This window comes from Streptomyces endophytica, from assembly GCF_026153355.1.
GTDB lineage: Bacteria > Actinomycetota > Actinomycetes > Streptomycetales > Streptomycetaceae > Streptomyces > Streptomyces endophytica.
Genome location: NZ_CP110636.1, coordinates 5,699,623 through 5,717,467 on the forward strand (window position 1 = coordinate 5,699,623; position 17,845 = coordinate 5,717,467).

The following is a 17,845-nucleotide window of genomic DNA, read 5'->3' on the forward strand; positions in this document are numbered from 1 at the left end:
GGTGCGCAACCGACGTGCGGCGGTGCGGAGTTCACTCCGGGCGGGCGCCGGCCGCGGCCTCGGCGGCGGCCGCGATGTTGCGGGCCATACCGCCGAACACCACGGTGTGGAAGGGGGCGACGCACCACCAGTAGGCATGGCCGGTCAGCCCGTGCGGATGGAACAGCGCCCGCTGGACGTAGCGGGTGCGGCCCTGGGCGTCGCGGGCGACCGTCATCTCCAGCCAGGCGAGGCCGGGGAGCCGCATCTCGGCGCGCAGGCGCAGCAGCCGCCCGGGCTCGGCCGCCTCGACCCGCCAGAAGTCGAGTGAGTCGCCGACCCGGAGGCGTCCGGCGTCCCGTCTGCCGCGGCGCAGTCCCACACCGCCGGCGAGCCGGTCCAGCCAGCCGCGCACCGCCCAGGCAAGCGGGAAGGAGTACCAGCCGTGTTCCCCGCCGATGCCCTCCACGACCTGCCAGAGCGTCTCCGGCGGGGCGTTCACGGTGACCTCCCGCCGGTCGGTGTAGAGGCTGCCGCCGGCCCAGTCGGGGTCGGTGGGCAGCGGGTCGCTGGGCGCGCCGGGTACGGCGGCGCCGGACCAGCGGGTGGCGACCCGGGCGTCCCGCACCCGGCGCAGCGCCAGGTCCACCGCGTCGTCGAAGGGCAGCGGGTGGCCCGGCGGGTCCGGGTCGGGGACGTAGCGGGCGAGGTCGTGTTCGTGGCAGACGACCTCGTGGCGCAGCGACTCGGCCAGGGGCCGGGCGATGCCGGGGGACGGGGGTGACCAGGCCGATCCAGAGGCTCGACAGGCGGGGGGTGAGGACCGGGACGGGCAGGATGAGCCGTTCCGGCAGGTTCGCCACCCGCGCGTAACGCTGCATCATGTCGCGGTAGGTGAGGATGTCCGGGCCGCCGATGTCGAAGGTCCGGCTGACGCCGGCCGGGAGCCGGGCGCAGCCCACGAGGTAGCGCAGCACATCGCGGACGGCGATGGGCTGGATGCGGGTGCGCACCCAGCTCGGCGTGATCATGAGCGGCAGCCGTTCGGTGAGGTAGCGCAGCATCTCGAAGGAGGCGGAACCGGAGCCGATGATGACCGCGGCCCGCAGCACGGCGGTGGGGACGCCGGAGGCCAGCAGGATGTCGGCGACCTCGGACCGGGAGCGCAGGTGGGGTGAGAGGTCCCGTTCGGGGATGCCGCGCGGGGTGAGTCCGCCGAGGTAGACGATGCGGTGCACACCGGCGGCGCGGGCCTCCTCGGCGAAGATCCGCGCGGCCCGACGGTCGGTCTCCTCGAACCGCGGGCCGGTGCCGAGGGCGTGCACGAGGTAGTAGGCGACGTCGACGCCGGCCAGCGCGCGGCGCATCGAGCCGGCGTCGGTGACGTCGCCGCGGACGATCTCCGCCTGGCCGGCCCAGGGATGGTCCCGCAGCTTCTCGGGGGTCCTGGCCAGCGCCCGGACGGCGTATCCGGCGGCGAGCAGCTCGGGCACCAGGCGGCCGCCGAGGTAGCCGGTGGCGCCGGTGACCAGGGCGCGCGGTGCTGCGGGGGCGCCGGTGTCGGCCATGGGTGGACCTCCTCACGTACCAGTCTGTCCCGCCGCGGGGCGCTGCGCTGTGCGGCGCCTCCCACGTACCTGTCTGTCCCGCCGCGGGGCGCTGCGCTTTGCGGCACCTCCCACGTACCCGCCTGTCCCGTCGCGGGGCTCGCTCGCCGTTGTGCGCTTTGCGGCGCCCCGCACGTACCCGTCTGTTCCGCCGCGGGGCTCGCTCGCCGTTGGGCGCTTTGCGGCGCCCCGCACGTACCTGTCTGTTCCGCCGTTGGGCCTGGTCTCCGTGGCGCCTGCGGCGGGCTGGGTGGTTGTCGGGTGCGGTTCTGGCCCTCCAGACTTCGTCCTCCGGTCCAGCCCCTCCCGTAGTAGGAAGGGGAACGGCCGGTGGGGGTGCACGTAGCCCTCCGCACGGGCAGTGAACGGAACCACGCCCGCCCCGCGAAAACTCCCACCAACGGGAGGGGACAGACCGGAGGACGAAGTCTGGAGGGCTGTCACCGCACCCGACACACAACGCCCGCCGCCAGGCGCAACGGCGAGCAAGCCCGGCGGCGGGACGGGCGGGTACGTGCGGGGCGCCGCAAAGCGCAACGGCGAGCAACGAGCACGGCGCTGCAGCCGAGTACGTGGGCGGCACCGCAAAGCGCAACGGCGAGCAGGCCCGACGGCGGGACGGACAAGTACGTGCGGGTGACCCTCACTCGCAGGGGCCGGTGCTCTCCCGGGCCTCCAGGTGGGGCAGTTCGCCCTGGACGGTGCGCGGCGGGCCGCCGTCGAGGACGGTGAGGAGTTCGCGGGCGGCGAGCCGGCCGAAACCGGGGGTGTCGCGGACCAGCGCGGTCAGGCGGGGGTGGGTGACCCGGCAGAGCGCGGAGTCGTCCCAGGCCACGATCGACAGCGCGGCGGGGACGGGGATGCCGCGCTCGGCGGCCACCGAGGCGCCGGCCACCGCCATCACGTCGTTGTCGTAGATGATCGCCGTGGGCGGCCGGGGGTCGTCCAGGATGCGGCGGGTGGCCTCGGCCCCCTCCGCGTCGGAGTAGTCGGTGGTCACCGAGCGGACCTGCCGCTCGTCGAGGCCGCGGAGCGCCGCCTCGGTGCGCAGCGAGCGGATCCGGCGGGCGGTGTGGGCGAGGCCGGGCAGGCCCGCGACGTGCACGATCCGGCGGTGGCCGAGGCCGTGGAGGTGGTCCAGGACGCGGGCCATGACCTTGGCGTCGTCGGCCCAGACGGTGGGGAGCAGCGGTGGTGGCGCGGTGTCCGGCTCCTGGTCCGACGGTGCGGGGCCGGCCGGGCCGCCGATGGCGACGGCGGGCAGGCCGAGCGCGGCGAGGAGTTCCGGGCGGGGGTCGTCGGTGCGCGGGTCGACGACGAGGACGCCGTCCACCCGGCGCTCGGCCCACCAGCGGCGGTAGAGCGCGCACTCGGTGTCGAGGTCCTCGACGACCTGGAAGAGCAGCGCGATCTTCCGGGCCGCGAGCACTTCCTGTATGCCGGAGACGAGTTGCAGGAAGAAGGATTCGACGCCCAGGGTGCGGGCGGGGCGGGCGAGGACGAGTCCGAGGGCGCCGGCGCGTTCGCCGGAGAGCGCGCGGGCGGCGGAGTTGGCCTGCCAGCCGAGTTCCTCGGCGACCCGGCGGACCCGGGCACGGGTGTCGTCGGAGACGCCCGGCCGGTCGTTGAGCGCGAAGGAGACGGCGCTCTCCGAGACCCGGCCCGGCGGGCGATGTCCTTGATCGTGGGCCGGCGCGCCGGCCTGCGGCGGGCGGCCCCACCGGGCGCTGTCATGGGCGGGATCTCCTCGCGCTGAACCGCATAAGTGCGGCTCAGTCTGATCAGGCCGGGACGGTGTGTCAAACGTGCGCCAATCACCTCGCCGCGCCTCGTGAAGTCCCTTCCGTGGCACGGGTATTGACACTCACTAAAGCGCATTAGTAGCGTCTGCCGCGTCGTCGCCCGAGGTCCTGCGGAATACCCGCCGAAACGGCCTGGAACTCTCTCTCCCGGGGCCGGTGCGCGGCATTTTCCTGCGGTCTGGTCCGAGCAGAGGAGCCGCCAGCCATGCGCAGAGTCACCGTTCCCCGCCGTGCCGGTGCCGCGGCCGTCGTTCTGGCCTTCTCGGCACTCACCCTGACCGCCTGCGGATCCGGCGGCGGAGCCGGGGGCAGCGCCTCGGGGAAGGTCGAGGGCCAGGTCACCTTCCAGACCTGGAACCTCAAGGCGAATTTCAAGGATTACTTCGAGGGGCTCATCAAGGACTTCGAGCGGAAGTACCCGGACGCCCGGGTGAAGTGGATCGACCAGCCGGCCGAGGGATATCCGGAGAAACTCAGCGCGGACGCGGCCGGCGGCACTCTGCCGGACGTGGTGAACGTATCCCCGGATCTCGCCTATCCGCTGGCGAAGGCCGGGCTCGCCCTCGACCTGGAAAAGACCGCCGGAAAATACCGCGGGGAATATCTCGACGGGGCCTGGAAGAGCCATGAGATGCCGGGTCTGCCGGGCGTCTACGCCTTCCCCTGGTATCTGAACACGGGCCCGATGTTCTACAACAAGGAGCTCTTCAGGAAGGCCGGACTGGATCCGGACGCACCACCGACCAGCTATGACCAGCTCTTCACGGACGCGGTGGCGATGGCGAGGAAGAGCGGCCGGAAGATAGCGATGCTCGCCAGTACGCCGTCGATCGAGGACTTCGGCCGGTACGGCGTACGGCTGATGAACTCCCGTGGCACCGAGTTCACCTTCAACGAGCCCAAGGGCGTCGAACTGCTCGGCCATTACCGGGAGTTGTACGCGGCCGGGGCGCTGGACTCCCAGGCGCTGACCGCACAGGCCGAGTCGGCGGGGCGGAAGTTCGAGCAGCAGTCCGTCGCCATGAACCCGGGCAGCGCGCTCGATCTGCAGAACTTCAAGAAGGACGCGCCGAGCCTGTACCGGCACATCGGCATCACCGACGCGGTCAACAACACCGGTAAGGCCAATATGTACGTGCAGGGCCTGATGGTGAACGCGCAGAGCAAGGTGAAACCGGCGGCGGTGGCCTTCGCGCACTTCGTGACCGACAAGAAGAACCAGATGGCGTTCGCCAAGGAGGTCACGATCTTCCCGAGCACCAAGGGCTCGCTGGACGATCCGTACTTCACCAAGGAGGACGGCACCGATGCGACCCGGGTGCGGGTGGCGTCGGCCAAGTCGCTGAAGACCGCGGTGAATTACACCCCGGTACTGCTGAGCGACCAGATGAAGACCGTGCTGCGCAATGCGGTCGCCCGGGCCGTGCAGGGAAAGCAGTCACCCAAGGCGGCGCTGGACGGCGCGGTCGCGGAGTGCAATCGCCTGCTGAAGACCGGCTGAGTCCGGGGCTGCCGTGAAAAGGCATCATCCCGCGAGTCCCTGGCTGTTCCTCGCCCCCGGACTGCTGGTCGTCCTCGCCTTCGGCCTGTATCCGTTCCTCAGCACGGTGGCGCATTCCTTCACCGACGCCCGCACGCTCGCCGAGGGGCAGTTCGTCGGGGGCGCGAATTACCGCGAGCTGATCCACGACGCGATGTTCTGGACCGGGCTGCGCAACAGCGTGCTCTACGTCCTCGGAGTCGTCCCGCTGCTGGTGGTCCTGCCGCTGTTGCTGGCGATGCTGGTGCAGCGGCAGATTCCCGGGATCGCCTTCTTCCGGGCGGCGTTCTACACCCCGGTGGTCGCCTCCGTCGTGGTGGTGTCGCTGATCTGGGTGTGGCTGCTGGACGACCGGGGGCTGATCAACGCGCTGCTGGAGGGGCTGGGCTTCGGGACGGCCGGGTTCCTCAGCGACCCGTGGCTGCTGCTGCTCAGCGCCATGGCGGTCACCGTCTGGAAGGGCCTCGGCTACTACATGATCATTTATCTGGCGGCGCTGGCCAACGTCCCCGGGGAGCTGCACGAGGCCTGCGCGGTCGACGGGGCCGGCGCGGTGCGCCGCTTCCTGACCGTGACGGTGCCCGCGCTGCGGTCCACGATGGTGCTGGTGGCCGTGCTCTCGTCGGTCAGCGCGTTCAAGGTGTTCTCCGAGGTCTATCTGATGGCCGGCCCGACCGGCGGGCCCGGCGGCGAGGACACCACGCTGGTGATGCTCGTCCAGCAGGCCGGCACCGGCCTGTCCGGCCGGGTCGGCTATGCCTCGGCGCTGTCCGTCGTGGTCTTCGTGATCACCCTGGGGCTGATGCTGCTGGTGCTGCGCGCGAACCGCAGGGAGGAGGCATGAGCGCGCCCGCGCCGCGGTACGAGCGCGCCGGCCGGCGGCTGCCGCGGTGGCGGCTGGCACTGCGCTACGCACTGCTGCTCGCCGTACTGGCGCTGATGGTCGGGCCGTTCCTCTGGCAGCTGTCCACCTCCCTCAAGGGCCCCGGCGAGGACATCTACCGCTATCCGCCGAGCCTGGTCCCGCATCAGCCGACGCTGGCGAACTACGCGGGCGTCGCCCGGATCATCCCGGTCTGGGACTTCGCCCTGAACTCCCTGAAGGTCGCCACCGCGAATGTGCTCACCAACTGCGCGGGCGCGGCGCTCGCCGGCTATGCGCTCGCCCGGCTGCGGTTCCGGGGCCGCCGGGCCGCGCTGCTGGTCTTCCTCATGGCGATGCTGGTCCCGGTCGAGAGCATCATGATCGCCCAGTTCGTGACGATGCGGGCGCTGCAGCTCAACAACACCCTGCTCGGGGTGGTGCTGCCCGGCTGCATCGGCGCGATGAACGTGCTGCTGATGCGCAATGCCTTCGCGGCACTGCCGTACGAGGTCGAGGAGGCGGCGTTCGTCGACGGCGCCAACGCCTGGCAGCGGTTCATGCGGATCGCGCTGCCGTCGGTGAAGGGCACCCTCGCGGTGGTGGCGATCTTCGCCTTCATGGGGGCCTGGGACGACTTCCTGTGGCCGCTGATCGTGCTGAGCGACCAGTCGAAGTTCACCCTGACGATCGGCCTGAACTTCCTGCACGGCACCTTCGCCGACAACCAGCGGCTGGTGGCGGCCGGCACCGTCATCGCGGTCCTCCCGCTGATCGCGCTCTTCGCCTGTCTCCAGCGCTCCTTCTTCCGCGGCGTCGGCGAGGGCGCCGTCAAGGGCTGAACCCGCCGGCCGCGCCGCCTCCCGCCGCCTTCGACCCCAGGAGTCCCATGCGATTCGGCGTCAACTACACGCCCACCCAGGGCTGGTTCCACCACTGGCTGGACTTCGACCTCGACGCGGTACGCGCGGACCTCGACTCCGTCGCCGCGCTCGGCCTGGACCACGTCCGGGTCTTCCCGCTCTGGCCGCTGTTCCAGCCGAACCGGGCGCTGATCCGGCCGCGCGCCGTGGAGCAGCTGGTGCGGCTCGCGGACGCGGCGGCCGAGCGCGGGCTCGACGTCGCCGTCGACGGGCTGCAGGGGCATCTGTCGAGCTTCGACTTCCTGCCCGCCTGGACGCGGACCTGGCACCGCCGCAACCTCTTCACCGACCCGGAGGTGCTGGCGGGCCAGGAGGAGTACCTGCGCACGCTGGCGGCCGCGCTCGCGGACCGCCCCGCCTTCCTCGGGATGACGCTCGGCAACGAGATCAACCAGTTCTCCGACGGCCCGCACCCGGACCCGGACCACATCACCGGCGCGGAGGCCACGGTCTGGCTGGAGCGGATGCTGGCGGCCTGCGAGCGCGGTGCGCCGGGCCGGATGCATCTGCACGCCGCGTACGACGCCGCCTGGTACCGCGACGGCCATCCGTTCACCCCGGCGCAGGCGGCCCGGCTGGGTGCCGTGACGGCCGTGCACTCCTGGGTGTTCAACGGCACCGCGCAGCGCCACGGGCCGGCGGGCACCGCCACCGAGCAGCACGCCGCCTATCTCGTCGAGCTGTCCAAGGCGTGGGCGACGGACCCGCACCGGCCGGTGTGGCTCCAGGAGGTCGGTGCGCCCTCGCCGCACATCCCCGCGGAGCGGGCCGCGCACTTCACCGGGGCGACCGTCGCGGCCGTCCTGGACTGCCCGGACCTGTGGGGCGTCACCTGGTGGTGTTCGCACGACGTGTCCCGGTCGCTCGCGGACTTCCCGGAGCTGGAGTACGGGCTCGGGCTGCTCCGCACCGACCGCACGGTCAAGCCGGCCGGGCGGGCGCTGGCGGCGCTGGCCGCCGAGTGGCGCGGCCGGGAGCACCGGCCGCCGGTGCGGAACTGCGCGCTGGTCGTGGACGTGGGCGGGGCCGATGCGGCGCCGCACCGGTCGGTGTGCGCACCCGGCGGACCGGTCTTCGAGGCCTGGGCCGAGCTGACCGCCCAGGGTGCCCGGCCGGCGCTCGTACTGGCCGAACTCGCCGGGAACCAGGAGCATTTGGCGTCCCGTGGCATCACCGAGGTCGTTTCACCCGACGAGGTGCGCGCGTCCGGCGGCTCCGCCCGCGCCGCGCGTCGCCGGCCGCCGTCCGTCCCCCACCGGAGGAGCACCTCATGACGCACCGCCCGCTGCCCGTCCCCCGCCGTCGTGTGCTGCTGGCCGGGGCGGGCGCCGCGGCCGCCCTGTTCGGCCCGCCCCTCGCGGGCGGTGCGGCGGCGTCCGGCCGCGCCCGTGCGGCCGACCCGCTCCAGCCGTACGCGTCGTACTGGTTCCCCGACTCGCTGCCGGAGGGCACGCCGGACGACGGTGTGGTGTGGCGCAGCCTCGCGGCGTGGACGCCCGGGTCCGACCGGGACCTGCCGTTCAACACGGCGACGGTGCCGCTCGCCGAGCGGTTCACGCCGGTGCCGGCGAACACCTCGGCCCGCGCCGGGCAGGCCCGGATCAGCGCCTTGGCGGCCTTCGACCACACCGCGGGCAACCCCTCGCAGGGCTCGGCGACCGCGGACCACTACGCGCCGACGCACTGGGCGTACCTCGACGAGCTGGTCTTCTGGGGCGGCTCGTCCGGCGAGGGCCTGATCCTCGCGCCGAACGCCCCGGTGGTGGACGCCGCGCACCGCAACGGCGTGCCCGTCCTGGGCACCGTCTTCCTGCCGCCGACGGCCTACGGCGGCCAGCTCCGCTGGACCCGTGACCTGGTGCGGAAGGACGCCGCGGGGCGCTTCCCGCTCGCCGCGAAGCTGGCGCGGGTGGCCGCGGCGTACGGCTTCGACGGCTGGTTCGTCAACGCGGAGACCGGTGGCGGGGACGCCGCGCTCGCCGACGACATGCGGGGGTTCCTGCGGGCGCTGCGCACCGCGGGCGCCCGGCGCGGGCTGCGCATCACGTGGTACGACGCGATGAACCGGACCGGACAGGTCGGCTGGCAGGGTGCGCTGAACGACCTCAACCGGCCGTTCTTCCAGGACACCGCCGGGCCGGTCGCCGACTCGATGTTCGTCGACTTCCGCTGGACCGCCCGGTCGCTCGCGGACTCGGGCCGTCTCGCCGGTCAACTGGGCCGCAGCCGCTACGAGTTGTGGGCGGGGGTCGACGTCGAATCGGCCGGCTGGGACACCCGCACGGACTGGGAGGCGATCGTCCCGGCCGGGCGCGACCACGTCGTCTCGTACGGCTTCTACCGTCCGGAGTGGACACTGACGCATCTGCCCGAGGGGCGGACGCCCGGTGACTTCCATGCCGCGGACGACCGGTTCTGGTCGGGCGAGGGACTGGATCCGACCGTGCCGGACGGTGCGGGGGACGGCTGGCGGGCGCCGGCTGCGGTGGTCGCGGACCGGTCGGTGCTGACCGCGCTGCCGTTCGCCACCACCTTCAACACCGGGCACGGGCTGGCCTGGTACGACGACGGGCGGACGGTCTCGGACGCGCCCTGGAACCACCTCGGGTTGCAGGACGTGCTGCCGCCGCGGCGCTGGGCGGTGCGCACCGCGGGCGCCCGCCCGGCGGTCTCGCTGGACTTCGCCGCCGCCTGGCGCGGCGGCAGCAGTCTGCTGGTGCGCGGTGCGCTGGACGCCCCGGCGACGCTGGAGCTGTTCTGGGCGCGGCTGCCGGCCGGTGCGGAGACGGTGGTCGGTCTCACCCACCGCCTCGACCCGTCGTCGGGGCCGGTGGCCGTCGAGGTGGCGGTGGCGCCGCGGGACGCGCCGGCGCCGGGCGAGCCCGCTCCGTACGCCTTCCTGCCGGCCGGCACGCTGGAGCCGGGCGGCGGCTGGCGCACCGACACCGTGCGGCTCGGCCCGCTGGCCCTGGGCACGGTCCGTGCACTGGGGGTGCGGCTGACCGGCCGCGGCGGCGGTGCGGTGGCCTGGCGGCTGGGGGCGCTGACGATCCATGACCGCGCGGGGGCGCCGGCCGCGCCCGCCGGGCTGCGGGTCACCGACCGCGCCGCCACGGACGGCGGGCTCGCCCTGCGGCTGCGCTGGGAGCGGGCCGCCGGCCCGGTGCGCCACTACGAGCTGTACCGCCAACTGCCGGACGGCGCCCGGCAGTTCCTCGGCGGAACGTGCGGTACGGCGTACTACGTCCGCGGGCTGGAGCGGGCCGCGGACGAGGCTGCCGCCCGTCTGGAGGTGCGCGCGGTGCACGAACTGTTCACGGTCTCGGCGCCCGCCCGCACCGACGTCCCCTGGTGACCGCCCGCCCGCCTGTCTCTCCTTCCGCCTCTCCCTCCCGCCTCTCCTTCTCGACGCTACGGAGCCCCTCCCATGCATGACGATCGCGTACTGGTCGAAGCCCGGCTCAAGCGAGTCCTGGACGAGCGCATCCGGCCGGCGCTCCACCCGGAGTCGGTCCCGTTGGAGGTCGCGGCCTGGGTCGCGCCCGGTGAACCCGTGCCTGTGGCGGAGGGGCTGGCCGCCGAGCACACGCCGGTGGCGGTGGGGGACGCCTGGGGCGCGCCGTGGGGCACGACCTGGTTCCGGGTCCGCGGGCAGGTGCCGGAACGGTGGGCCGGGCGGACCGTGGAGGCGGTGCTGGACCTGGGCTTCGACGAGCGGATGCCGGGTTTCCAGTGCGAGGCGCTCGTCTACCGGCCCGACGGCAGCCCGGTCAAGGCGCTCAACCCGCGCAACCAGTGGGTGCGGGTGGGGGCGCCGGTGCGCGGCGGGGAGCGCGTCGCATGGCATCTGGAGGCCGCGTCCAACCCGGTGATCCTGGACGTGCACCCGTTCCTGCCCACGCGGTTGGGCGACCGGGCGACCGCGGGCAGTGCGCCGCAGTACCGACTGGCACGGATGGACCTGGCGGTGTTCGACACCGAGGTGTGGGAGCTGATCCAGGACCTGGAGGTGCTGGGCGAGCTGATGGCGGAGCTGCCGGTGGACGGCCCGCGGCGCTGGGAGGTGCTGCGGGCGGTCGGCCGGGCGCTGGACGCGGTGGACCTGCAGCGCGTCAACGCGACGGCCGGGGCGGCCCGTTCGGAGCTGCGGGCGGTGCTGGCGGCACCCGCGGGGGCCTCGGCGCACCGGATCAGCGCGGTGGGGCACGCCCACATCGACTCGGCGTGGCTGTGGCCGCTGCGCGAGACGGTCCGGAAGGTGGCGCGCACCACGTCGAACATGACGGCGCTGCTGGAGGACGAGCCGGAGTTCGTCTACGCCATGTCGCAGGCGCAGCAGTACGCGTGGATCAAGGAGCACCGGCCGGAGGTCTACGCCCGGGTCAAGAAGGCGGTCGCGGAGGGCCGGTTCGTCCCGGCGGGCGGGATGTGGGTCGAGTCGGACACCAACATGCCGGGGTCGGAGGCGATGGCCCGGCAGTTCGTGCACGGCAAGCGGTTCTTCCTGGAGGAGTTCGGCGTCGAGAACGAGGAGGCGTGGCTGCCGGACACCTTCGGGTTCGCCGCCGGGCTGCCGCAGATCATCCGGGCGGCGGGCGCGAAGTGGCTGCTCACCCAGAAGATCTCCTGGAGCCAGGTGAATTCCTTCCCGCACCACACCTTCCGCTGGGAGGGCATCGACGGCACCCGGATCTTCACCCACTTCCCGCCGGTGGACACCTACAACTGCCGACTGTCGGGCGGTGAACTCGCCCATGCCGCAAGGAACTTCAAGGACAAGGGGGTGGCCCGGCACTCGCTGGCGCCGACCGGCTGGGGCGACGGGGGCGGCGGCACCACCCGCGAGATGGTCGCCAAGGCCCGGCGGCTGCGCGATCTGGACGGGTCGCCGACGGTGGTGTGGGAGAAGCCCGCGGACTTCTTCGCACGGGCGGAGGCGGAGTACCCGCACGCGCCGGTCTGGGTGGGCGAGCTGTATCTGGAGCTGCACCGCGGGACCCTGACCAGCCAGGCGAAGACCAAACGCGGCAACCGGCGCAGCGAGCAGCTGCTGCGGGAGGCGGAGCTCTGGTCGGCGACCGCCGCCGTGACCCGCGGACACCCGTATCCGTACCGGGAGTTGGACCGCCTCTGGAAGACGGTGCTGCTCCACCAGTTCCACGACATCCTGCCCGGTTCGTCGATCGCCTGGGTGCACCGGGAGGCCGCGGCGACGTACGCGGCGGTCGCCGGCGAACTGGAGGGGCTGATCGCGGGCGCGCTGGCCGCGCTGGCCGGCGACGGGGCCACCGCGTTGGTGGTGAACTCCGCGCCGCACGCCCGGAGCGGGGTGGCGGCCGGTGCGCTGGCACCGGCGGCGGAGGAGGGCCCGGAGGTGTCCGTCACGCCCCGCGACGACGGGGGTTTCACGCTCACCAACGGTCTGCTGCGGATCGGGATCGACGGCCGCGGGCTGGTGGTCTCCGCGTACGACCTGGCGGCCGGCCGCGAGACGGTGGCCCCCGGGGCGGCGGCGAACCTGCTGCAGGTCCACCCGGACTTCCCGAACATGTGGGATGCCTGGGACGTGGACGCGTTCTACCGCAATGTGGTCACCGATCTGACGGACGCGGACGAGGTGGTCCTCGGCGCGGGTGGCCCGGACGCCGCGACGGTGCGGGTGTCCCGTACGTTCGGGGACTCGCGGGTGGCGCAGTCGCTGACGCTGGCGCGCGGGCAGCGGCGGCTGGACGTCGACACCGAGGTCGACTGGCACGAGACGGAGAAGTTCCTGAAGGCCGCGTTCCCGCTGGAGGTGCACGCGGAGCGGTACGCCGCGGAGACCCAGTTCGGGCATCTGTACCGGCCCACGCACACCAACACCAGCTGGGAGGCGGCCAAGTTCGAGGCGTGTGCGCACCGGTTCGTGCACGTCGAGGAGCCGGGCTGGGGCGTGGCGCTGGTCAATGACGCGGTCTACGGCCATGACGTGACCCGTACCGTCCGGGACGACGGCGACCGCGGCACCACCACGACCGTGCGGCTGTCGCTGCTGCGCGCCCCGCGCTTCCCGGATCCGGAGACCGACCAGGGCCGGCACCGTTCCGCTACGCACTGGTGCCCGGCGCCGGGATCGCCGACGCGGTGCGCGAGGGCCACCGGATCAATCTGCCGGAACGCCGGATCGCCGGTGCGGGTGCGGTGCCGCCGCTGGTCGCGGTCGACAACGACGCGACGGTGGTGACCGCGGTGAAGCTCGCCGACGACGGGAGCGGTGAGGTGGTCGTCCGCCTCCACGAGGCCCACGGCGGGCGCGCGGCCACCGTCCTCACCACCGGGTTCGAGCTGGCCGGCGCGGTCGCCACCGATCTGCTGGAGCGGCCGTGGGAGGACGGTCCGGCGCTCGACCGGCAGGGGAACTCCGTGCGGATGCGGCTGCGCCCGTTCCAGATCGTGACGCTGCGACTGCGCCGGGCGGGCGGCGGCCGGTAGCCGGTCGTCGCGGCGGGGAACAGATCAGGGCGTGTCTCCGCGATCCGGCCGCAGCAGGGAGCGGGCCCGGCCGGCCCGGGCCCCGCGTCCGGGGCCGCGGCCGTGGTCCGCCGCCGGTGCGTGCGCGGTGCCGCGCCCCGGGTCCCGGCCGGGGTCCAGGTCCAGCATGTCCATCAGCAACGACAGGTCCGCCGCGTCCCGCGCCCGGCCGGCCAGCGCCTTGCGGGCGAGCCGGCGCTCCTCGTCACCCGGTGCGGCGCGGGCGGGATCCTCGGCACTGCGGTGTTCTTCGCTCACCGCTGCATTCTCGGCCGGACCGCGGTGCCGTGCCCGTCGAGCGCTCCCGGGGCGCCCGCTGTGGAACCGGCCGGGGCGCGTAGGGCCGTTCGGGTGAACGGGTCGCGCCGGAGCCCCGCGCCGCCTCGTCCGGCCGGCCCGGCGCGAGGGAACCCCCACCACCCCTTTTCCCTCTATATGAGCACGTGCAAGGGCACGTGCCGTTGATCCACCGCCCCGGAGTCCCCGTTGAAACACCCTTACGCCGTCGCGCTCGCGACCGCCCTCGTCGCTTCCTGCGCACTGCTCACCGGCTGCTCGGAGACCGGGCAGCCGGTCGACTTCAACGCCGGCGGCAAACCCGACGGGGCCGCGCCCGTCAAACCCGTGGACGCGGACACCCGTATGCCGACGGGCCCGAAGAGCGACTTCCGGGTCACCCGCACGCTCGACGACGGCACGCACATCGCCCGGACCACGCTGAAGGGCCCCAAGTCCGGGGTCACCGGCAGCGTCTGGGTCTGGGCGCCGAAGGAGTACCAGGACCCGAAGTACGCCAAGAGCGGATTCCCGGTGCTGATCGCCCTGCCGGGCGGTCTGGGCAGTCCGCAGGACGCCGACGGGGTCACCAACTACTGGGTCGGCGGCGACATCAAGCTCCAGGAGAACCTCACCCGGTGGACCGCGGAGGGCAAGAGCCTGCCGTTCATCGTGGTGATGCCGATGCTCAACCCGGACACCCAGTACCACGACTCCAGCGACATACCCGGCCAGCAGAAGATGGGCACCTGGCTGACGGAGGACGTGGTGGACCTGGCGAAGGCCAACTTCCGCACCTACCGGTCCCGCGACGGCTGGGCGTTCATGGGCTCGTCCTCGGGCGGCTTCGCCGGGCTGAAGTCCGTGCTCAAGCACCCGGACAGGTTCAAGGCGGCGATCGCCAGCGGGCCGGACATCGTGCCGGACTCCCCGCTGTGGGCCGGGCACCAGGCGGAGAAGGACGCCAACAACCCGGAGAAGCTCGCCCAGCGGCTGCTCCAGAAGGGCGGCCCGGACGTCTACCTCGCCTTCCAGGCGGGCACCCGGGAGTCCCCAGCCGTCACCCTGCCCATCCAGAAGTTCCGCAACGCCTACGGCAAGGGGCCGATCCACACGTCGTTGCAGCTCATACCCGGCGGCCGGCACAACGCCTGGGACTACCAGAAGGGCATGGCCGACGGCTCCCTGAAGTTCATCAGCGACCATCTGAAGGCCCCGGTGCCGACTCGTTCCTGACGCCGGGCGCGCGGATGCAGATCACCTGACCGGGGGTGATGCTGGAGTGGCGGGGGGCCGTCCCGAGGAGGTCACACCATGTCCGTGATGGACAAGCTCAAGCAGATGCTGAAGGGTCACGAGGAACAGACCGGCAAGGGCGTGGACAAGGCCGGCGACTTCGTCGACGAGAAGACCCAGGGCAAGTACTCCGGGCAGGTCGACACGGCACAGGACAAGCTGCGGGACCAGCTCGGCCGCGATCAGGACCAGCCGCCGCAGAGCTGACCGAACGGGATTTCCCAACGGCGGTGCCGGGCCGCCGCCCCGCCCGTACGCTGTGCGGATGATCTCCGCGTCGTCCGCCCAGCTGGCCCCAGACGTCCTGATGCGCCCCGTCACGGCGGAGGACGCCGCCGGTCTCGCCCGGTCCTACCGGCGCAGCCGGGACCATCTCCGCCGCTGGGAACCGGACCGGGACGATGCGTTCTTCACCACCGACGGCCAGGCGGCCCGGCTGCGCGCCCTGCTCGCGGAGCGGAGCGCCGGGCAGGCCATGCCGTGGGTGCTGGAGCGGCGGCCGGACGACGGCGCCGGGGAGCCCGAGGTCGTCGGTGCGATCACGCTGACCGGGATCGTGCGGGGCCCGTTCCGCAATGCCCACCTGGGCTACTGGATCGACGCGGGCCAGCTGCGCCGCGGCCTGGCCTCGGCCGCGGTGACCGCGGTCTGTGCCGCGGCCGATGCCGAGCTGGGCCTGCACCGCGTCCAGGCGGGCACCCTCGTCGACAACCACGCGTCCCAGCGCACGCTGCTGAAGTGCGGTTTCACCGCGTTCGGCACGGCCGAGAACTATCTGCACATCAACGGCGCCTGGCGCGACCACCGGCTGTTCCAGAAGATCCTCAACGACCGCCGCCCGTAAGGCCGCGGGCACGTCCGGACCGCGTCCGGACGCGGAGGGGCGCCCGCCCCCGGTCGGGAACGGGCGCCCCTCGCCGCGTGGTGCGGACGGGTCAGGCCAGCCGGATCTTCTCCGCCTGCGGGCCCTTGTGGCCCTGGGTGACCTCGAACGTCACCTTCTGGCCCTCCTGGAGCTCGCGGTAGCCGGTGGCGTCGATGTTGGAGTAGTGCGCGAAGACGTCGGCGCCGCCGCCGTCCTGGGCGATGAAGCCGAAGCCTTTCTCCGAGTTGAACCACTTCACCGTGCCGGAAGCCATATCTGTCTCCTTCGTTCAAGGGGCTCGGATCGGGTTCCGCGACTGCGCAACCCGGAGGTGATCGCCTTGGGTCCGGAGACGCACCGCACACGCACACGCACAGCAAGAACGCCCGTGAATGCGACACGGGCGCCCGGTACTTCGGAACCACGACAGCTGTTCAGGACGCTACACCGAGCAACGCCCGGCGGGCGGCAGGTCCGGGACGGACGCGTCGCCCTTCACCGGGCCAGGGCCATCCGATGTCCTCCGTATACCTGACCTATCGGATGTGTGTGCGGAACCGGCGGGTGCGGCCAGCCGCCTGACCACCCATCAGCGCTCCTCCCGGTCCGCGGTCCTCTCCGGGCCGGCCTCCGGACCCACCTCCGGGTCCTTTCCTGCCGCTCCCGCCGCCGTGCACGGCTTGCGGCGGCGCCACCAGAGCCCGGTGCCGAGGCCGGCGGCCGCGATCACCCCGACGGCCGCGGCCGACGACAGCAGCCACCGCTGGCGCCCCGCGCCGTCGCCGCTCCCCGGGGCGCCGGCCTCGTGCAGGGGTGCAGCGGTGACGGCCGGTGGGCGACCTGCCCGGCCCCGGCGTCCCGCCAGCCCGGGGCGACACGCGGCAGCATGGCCACCGCGGCGGCCCGGGGCGCCACCTCGAACCCCCAGTCCAGCAGGGCACGGGTCTCCTCGTACACCGCGTTCGGGGCACCGGACTGCGGGTTCATCGCGGTGACCAGCAGCGTCCGGCCGTCCCGCCGGGCGGCCGCGACCAGGGTGTTGCCGGCGTGCGTGGTGTAGCCGTTCTTCACCCCGATCAGTCCCTCGTACGGCCGCACGCCGTGCGAGCCGACCAGCAGCCGGTTGGTGTTCTGGATGCCGAACGAGTCCGGGCCGCCGCCCTGCGGGAGCTGGGCCCGTTTCGTCGCGGCGAACTCCGCGAAGTCGGGGTTGGTCAGCCCCGCCTGCCCGAAGAGCGCCAGGTCGTAGGCGGAGGAGACCTGCCCCGGGGTGTCGAAGCCGTCCGCGGACTCCACCCGGGTGTCCCGGGCGCCGAGGCGGCGCGCGGTCTCCTGCATGTCGTCGATGGTCTTGTTCCAGCCGCCGTTCATGGCGGCCAGGGTGTGCACCGCGTCGCTGCCGGAGCTGAGGAAGACGCCGTGCCACAGGTCGGCGACGTGGTACGGCACCTCCTCCCTGAGCCCGGCCATCGAACTGCCCGCCTCGATGCCGGCCAGGTCCTCCATGGAGACGGTGTGCACCGTCCCCTGGGAGAACTTCGGCAGCACGGTCAGCGCGAACAGCGTCTTGAGCGTACTGGCGGGCGGCAGCGGCCGGTGGACGTCCTTGGCGGCCAGCACCTTGCCGCTCCCCAGGTCCGTCACCATCCACGACAGCGCGGTGACCTTCGGCGGCTCCGGTACGTCCTCCCGGGCCACGAACTGCACCCCGCGCCGGTCCAGCCGGTTCCCGGCGTCGGCCGCGGGGCGGGCCCCGGCCCGCAGGTCGTCGACGCCGTACGGGCCATCGGCCCGTACGGTCCGGCACACACCACTGGCGCGCGCCGGACCGGGCACGGCCAGCAGGCCGGCGGCACAAACGGCCACGACGGCCACGGCTCTGACGGGGGCCCATCTCACGCTCGACATGAGGCCCACGCTAGGAACGCGGTGGGCCGGGCGCCGGTTGGCTTACGCCATCCGGCGCTTTGCGGTGCCTCCCACGTACCTGTCCGCTGCGCTTTGCGGCGCCTCCCACGTACCTTGCCGTCCCGCCGCGGGTGTTCTCGCCGTTGCGCCTGCGGCGGGCTGGGTTGTTGTTGGGTGCGGTGACGGGCCTGCGGGGCCGGTTGTGTGGACTGCTGACGCTTTACGTCCACACAACCGGCCCCTCCGGCCCGTCCCCTCCCGTGAAGGGGAAAGTTTT

At 73.1% G+C, this 17,845-nt stretch carries 11 protein-coding genes and 3 pseudogenes; 9 read left to right on the forward strand and 5 right to left on the reverse strand.

Going from position 1 to position 17,845, the window contains the following annotated elements; translation table 11 throughout:
* Positions 1–31: 31 nt before the first annotated feature.
* Positions 32–1,547, reverse strand: a pseudogene (locus tag OJ254_RS25505) (SDR family oxidoreductase).
* 682 nt (positions 1,548–2,229) lie between these two features.
* Positions 2,230–3,320 (reverse strand): annotated as a pseudogene (locus tag OJ254_RS25510) (LacI family DNA-binding transcriptional regulator).
* A 273-nt stretch (positions 3,321–3,593) separates the two neighbouring features.
* On the opposite strand from OJ254_RS25510, the gene OJ254_RS25515 reads away from it, so the two are divergent.
* From OJ254_RS25515 to OJ254_RS25540, 6 genes and pseudogenes are all read left to right on the forward strand, one after another.
* Complete coding sequence (locus OJ254_RS25515; protein ID WP_265364242.1) at positions 3,594–4,889, forward strand: ABC transporter substrate-binding protein; 1,296 nt, start codon at positions 3,594–3,596, stop codon at positions 4,887–4,889.
* 13 nt (positions 4,890–4,902) lie between these two features.
* On the forward strand, positions 4,903–5,772 hold the full coding sequence (locus OJ254_RS25520; protein ID WP_265364243.1) for a carbohydrate ABC transporter permease: 870 nt from the start codon (positions 4,903–4,905) through the stop codon (positions 5,770–5,772).
* Positions 5,769–6,632 (forward strand): carbohydrate ABC transporter permease, encoded by an 864-nt coding sequence (locus tag OJ254_RS25525; protein ID WP_265364244.1) that lies wholly within the window; start codon positions 5,769–5,771, stop codon positions 6,630–6,632. Before OJ254_RS25520 ends, OJ254_RS25525 begins: the two co-directional genes overlap by 4 nt.
* 47 nt (positions 6,633–6,679) lie before the next feature.
* Positions 6,680–7,987 carry a glycoside hydrolase 5 family protein gene (locus OJ254_RS25530; RefSeq protein WP_265364245.1) on the forward strand — a complete coding sequence of 436 codons (1,308 nt, stop codon included), beginning with the start codon at positions 6,680–6,682 and terminating at the stop codon, positions 7,985–7,987.
* The gene (locus tag OJ254_RS25535; RefSeq protein ID WP_265364246.1) at positions 7,984–10,068 is read left to right on the forward strand and encodes an endo-beta-N-acetylglucosaminidase; all 2,085 of its coding nucleotides are present in this window, start codon (positions 7,984–7,986) and stop codon (positions 10,066–10,068) included. Before OJ254_RS25530 ends, OJ254_RS25535 begins: the two co-directional genes overlap by 4 nt.
* A 72-nt stretch (positions 10,069–10,140) precedes the next feature.
* Positions 10,141–13,184, forward strand: a pseudogene (locus OJ254_RS25540) (alpha-mannosidase).
* A gap of 24 nt (positions 13,185–13,208) precedes the next feature.
* Here OJ254_RS25540 and OJ254_RS25545 read toward each other — a convergent pair.
* Positions 13,209–13,481, reverse strand: coding sequence for a hypothetical protein (locus OJ254_RS25545; RefSeq protein WP_265364247.1), 273 nt, complete (start codon positions 13,479–13,481; stop codon positions 13,209–13,211).
* 228 nt (positions 13,482–13,709) lie between these two features.
* Here OJ254_RS25545 and OJ254_RS25550 point away from each other — a divergent pair, with 228 nt between their 5' ends.
* The 3 genes from OJ254_RS25550 (at position 13,710) to OJ254_RS25560 (ending at position 15,639) form a co-directional block, all read left to right on the forward strand.
* Positions 13,710–14,735 (forward strand): alpha/beta hydrolase, encoded by a 1,026-nt coding sequence (locus OJ254_RS25550; protein ID WP_265364248.1) that lies wholly within the window; start codon positions 13,710–13,712, stop codon positions 14,733–14,735.
* 78 nt (positions 14,736–14,813) lie between these two features.
* On the forward strand, positions 14,814–15,002 hold the full coding sequence (locus OJ254_RS25555) for an antitoxin (RefSeq protein WP_265364249.1): 189 nt from the start codon (positions 14,814–14,816) through the stop codon (positions 15,000–15,002).
* A 58-nt stretch (positions 15,003–15,060) separates the two neighbouring features.
* On the forward strand, positions 15,061–15,639 hold the full coding sequence (locus OJ254_RS25560; RefSeq protein ID WP_423835955.1) for a GNAT family N-acetyltransferase: 579 nt from the start codon (positions 15,061–15,063) through the stop codon (positions 15,637–15,639).
* A gap of 91 nt (positions 15,640–15,730) precedes the next feature.
* On the opposite strand, the gene OJ254_RS25565 is transcribed toward OJ254_RS25560, so the two are convergent.
* Positions 15,731–15,934 carry a cold-shock protein gene (locus OJ254_RS25565; RefSeq protein ID WP_030416471.1) on the reverse strand — a complete coding sequence of 68 codons (204 nt, stop codon included), beginning with the start codon at positions 15,932–15,934 and terminating at the stop codon, positions 15,731–15,733.
* A 452-nt stretch (positions 15,935–16,386) separates the two neighbouring features.
* Positions 16,387–17,568, reverse strand: coding sequence for a D-alanyl-D-alanine carboxypeptidase family protein (locus OJ254_RS25570; protein ID WP_265364250.1), 1,182 nt, complete (start codon positions 17,566–17,568; stop codon positions 16,387–16,389).
* Positions 17,569–17,845 lie beyond the last annotated feature (277 nt).

What these genes read in the sequence shown, in the direction of transcription:
- OJ254_RS25525 (WP_265364244.1), top strand. Translation starts at nt 5,769, where the DNA reads ATGAGCGCGCCCGCGCCGCGGTACGAGCGCGCCGGCCGGCGGCTGCCG.
- OJ254_RS25560 (WP_423835955.1), top strand. Translation starts at nt 15,061, where the DNA reads ATGATCTCCGCGTCGTCCGCCCAGCTGGCCCCAGACGTCCTGATGCGC.
- OJ254_RS25515 (WP_265364242.1), top strand. Translation starts at nt 3,594, where the DNA reads ATGCGCAGAGTCACCGTTCCCCGCCGTGCCGGTGCCGCGGCCGTCGTT.
- OJ254_RS25555 (WP_265364249.1), top strand. Translation starts at nt 14,814, where the DNA reads ATGTCCGTGATGGACAAGCTCAAGCAGATGCTGAAGGGTCACGAGGAA.
- OJ254_RS25530 (WP_265364245.1), top strand. Translation starts at nt 6,680, where the DNA reads ATGCGATTCGGCGTCAACTACACGCCCACCCAGGGCTGGTTCCACCAC.
- OJ254_RS25535 (WP_265364246.1), top strand. Translation starts at nt 7,984, where the DNA reads ATGACGCACCGCCCGCTGCCCGTCCCCCGCCGTCGTGTGCTGCTGGCC.
- OJ254_RS25565 (WP_030416471.1), bottom strand. Translation starts at nt 15,934, where the DNA reads ATGGCTTCCGGCACGGTGAAGTGGTTCAACTCGGAGAAAGGCTTCGGC.
- OJ254_RS25570 (WP_265364250.1), bottom strand. Translation starts at nt 17,568, where the DNA reads ATGTCGAGCGTGAGATGGGCCCCCGTCAGAGCCGTGGCCGTCGTGGCC.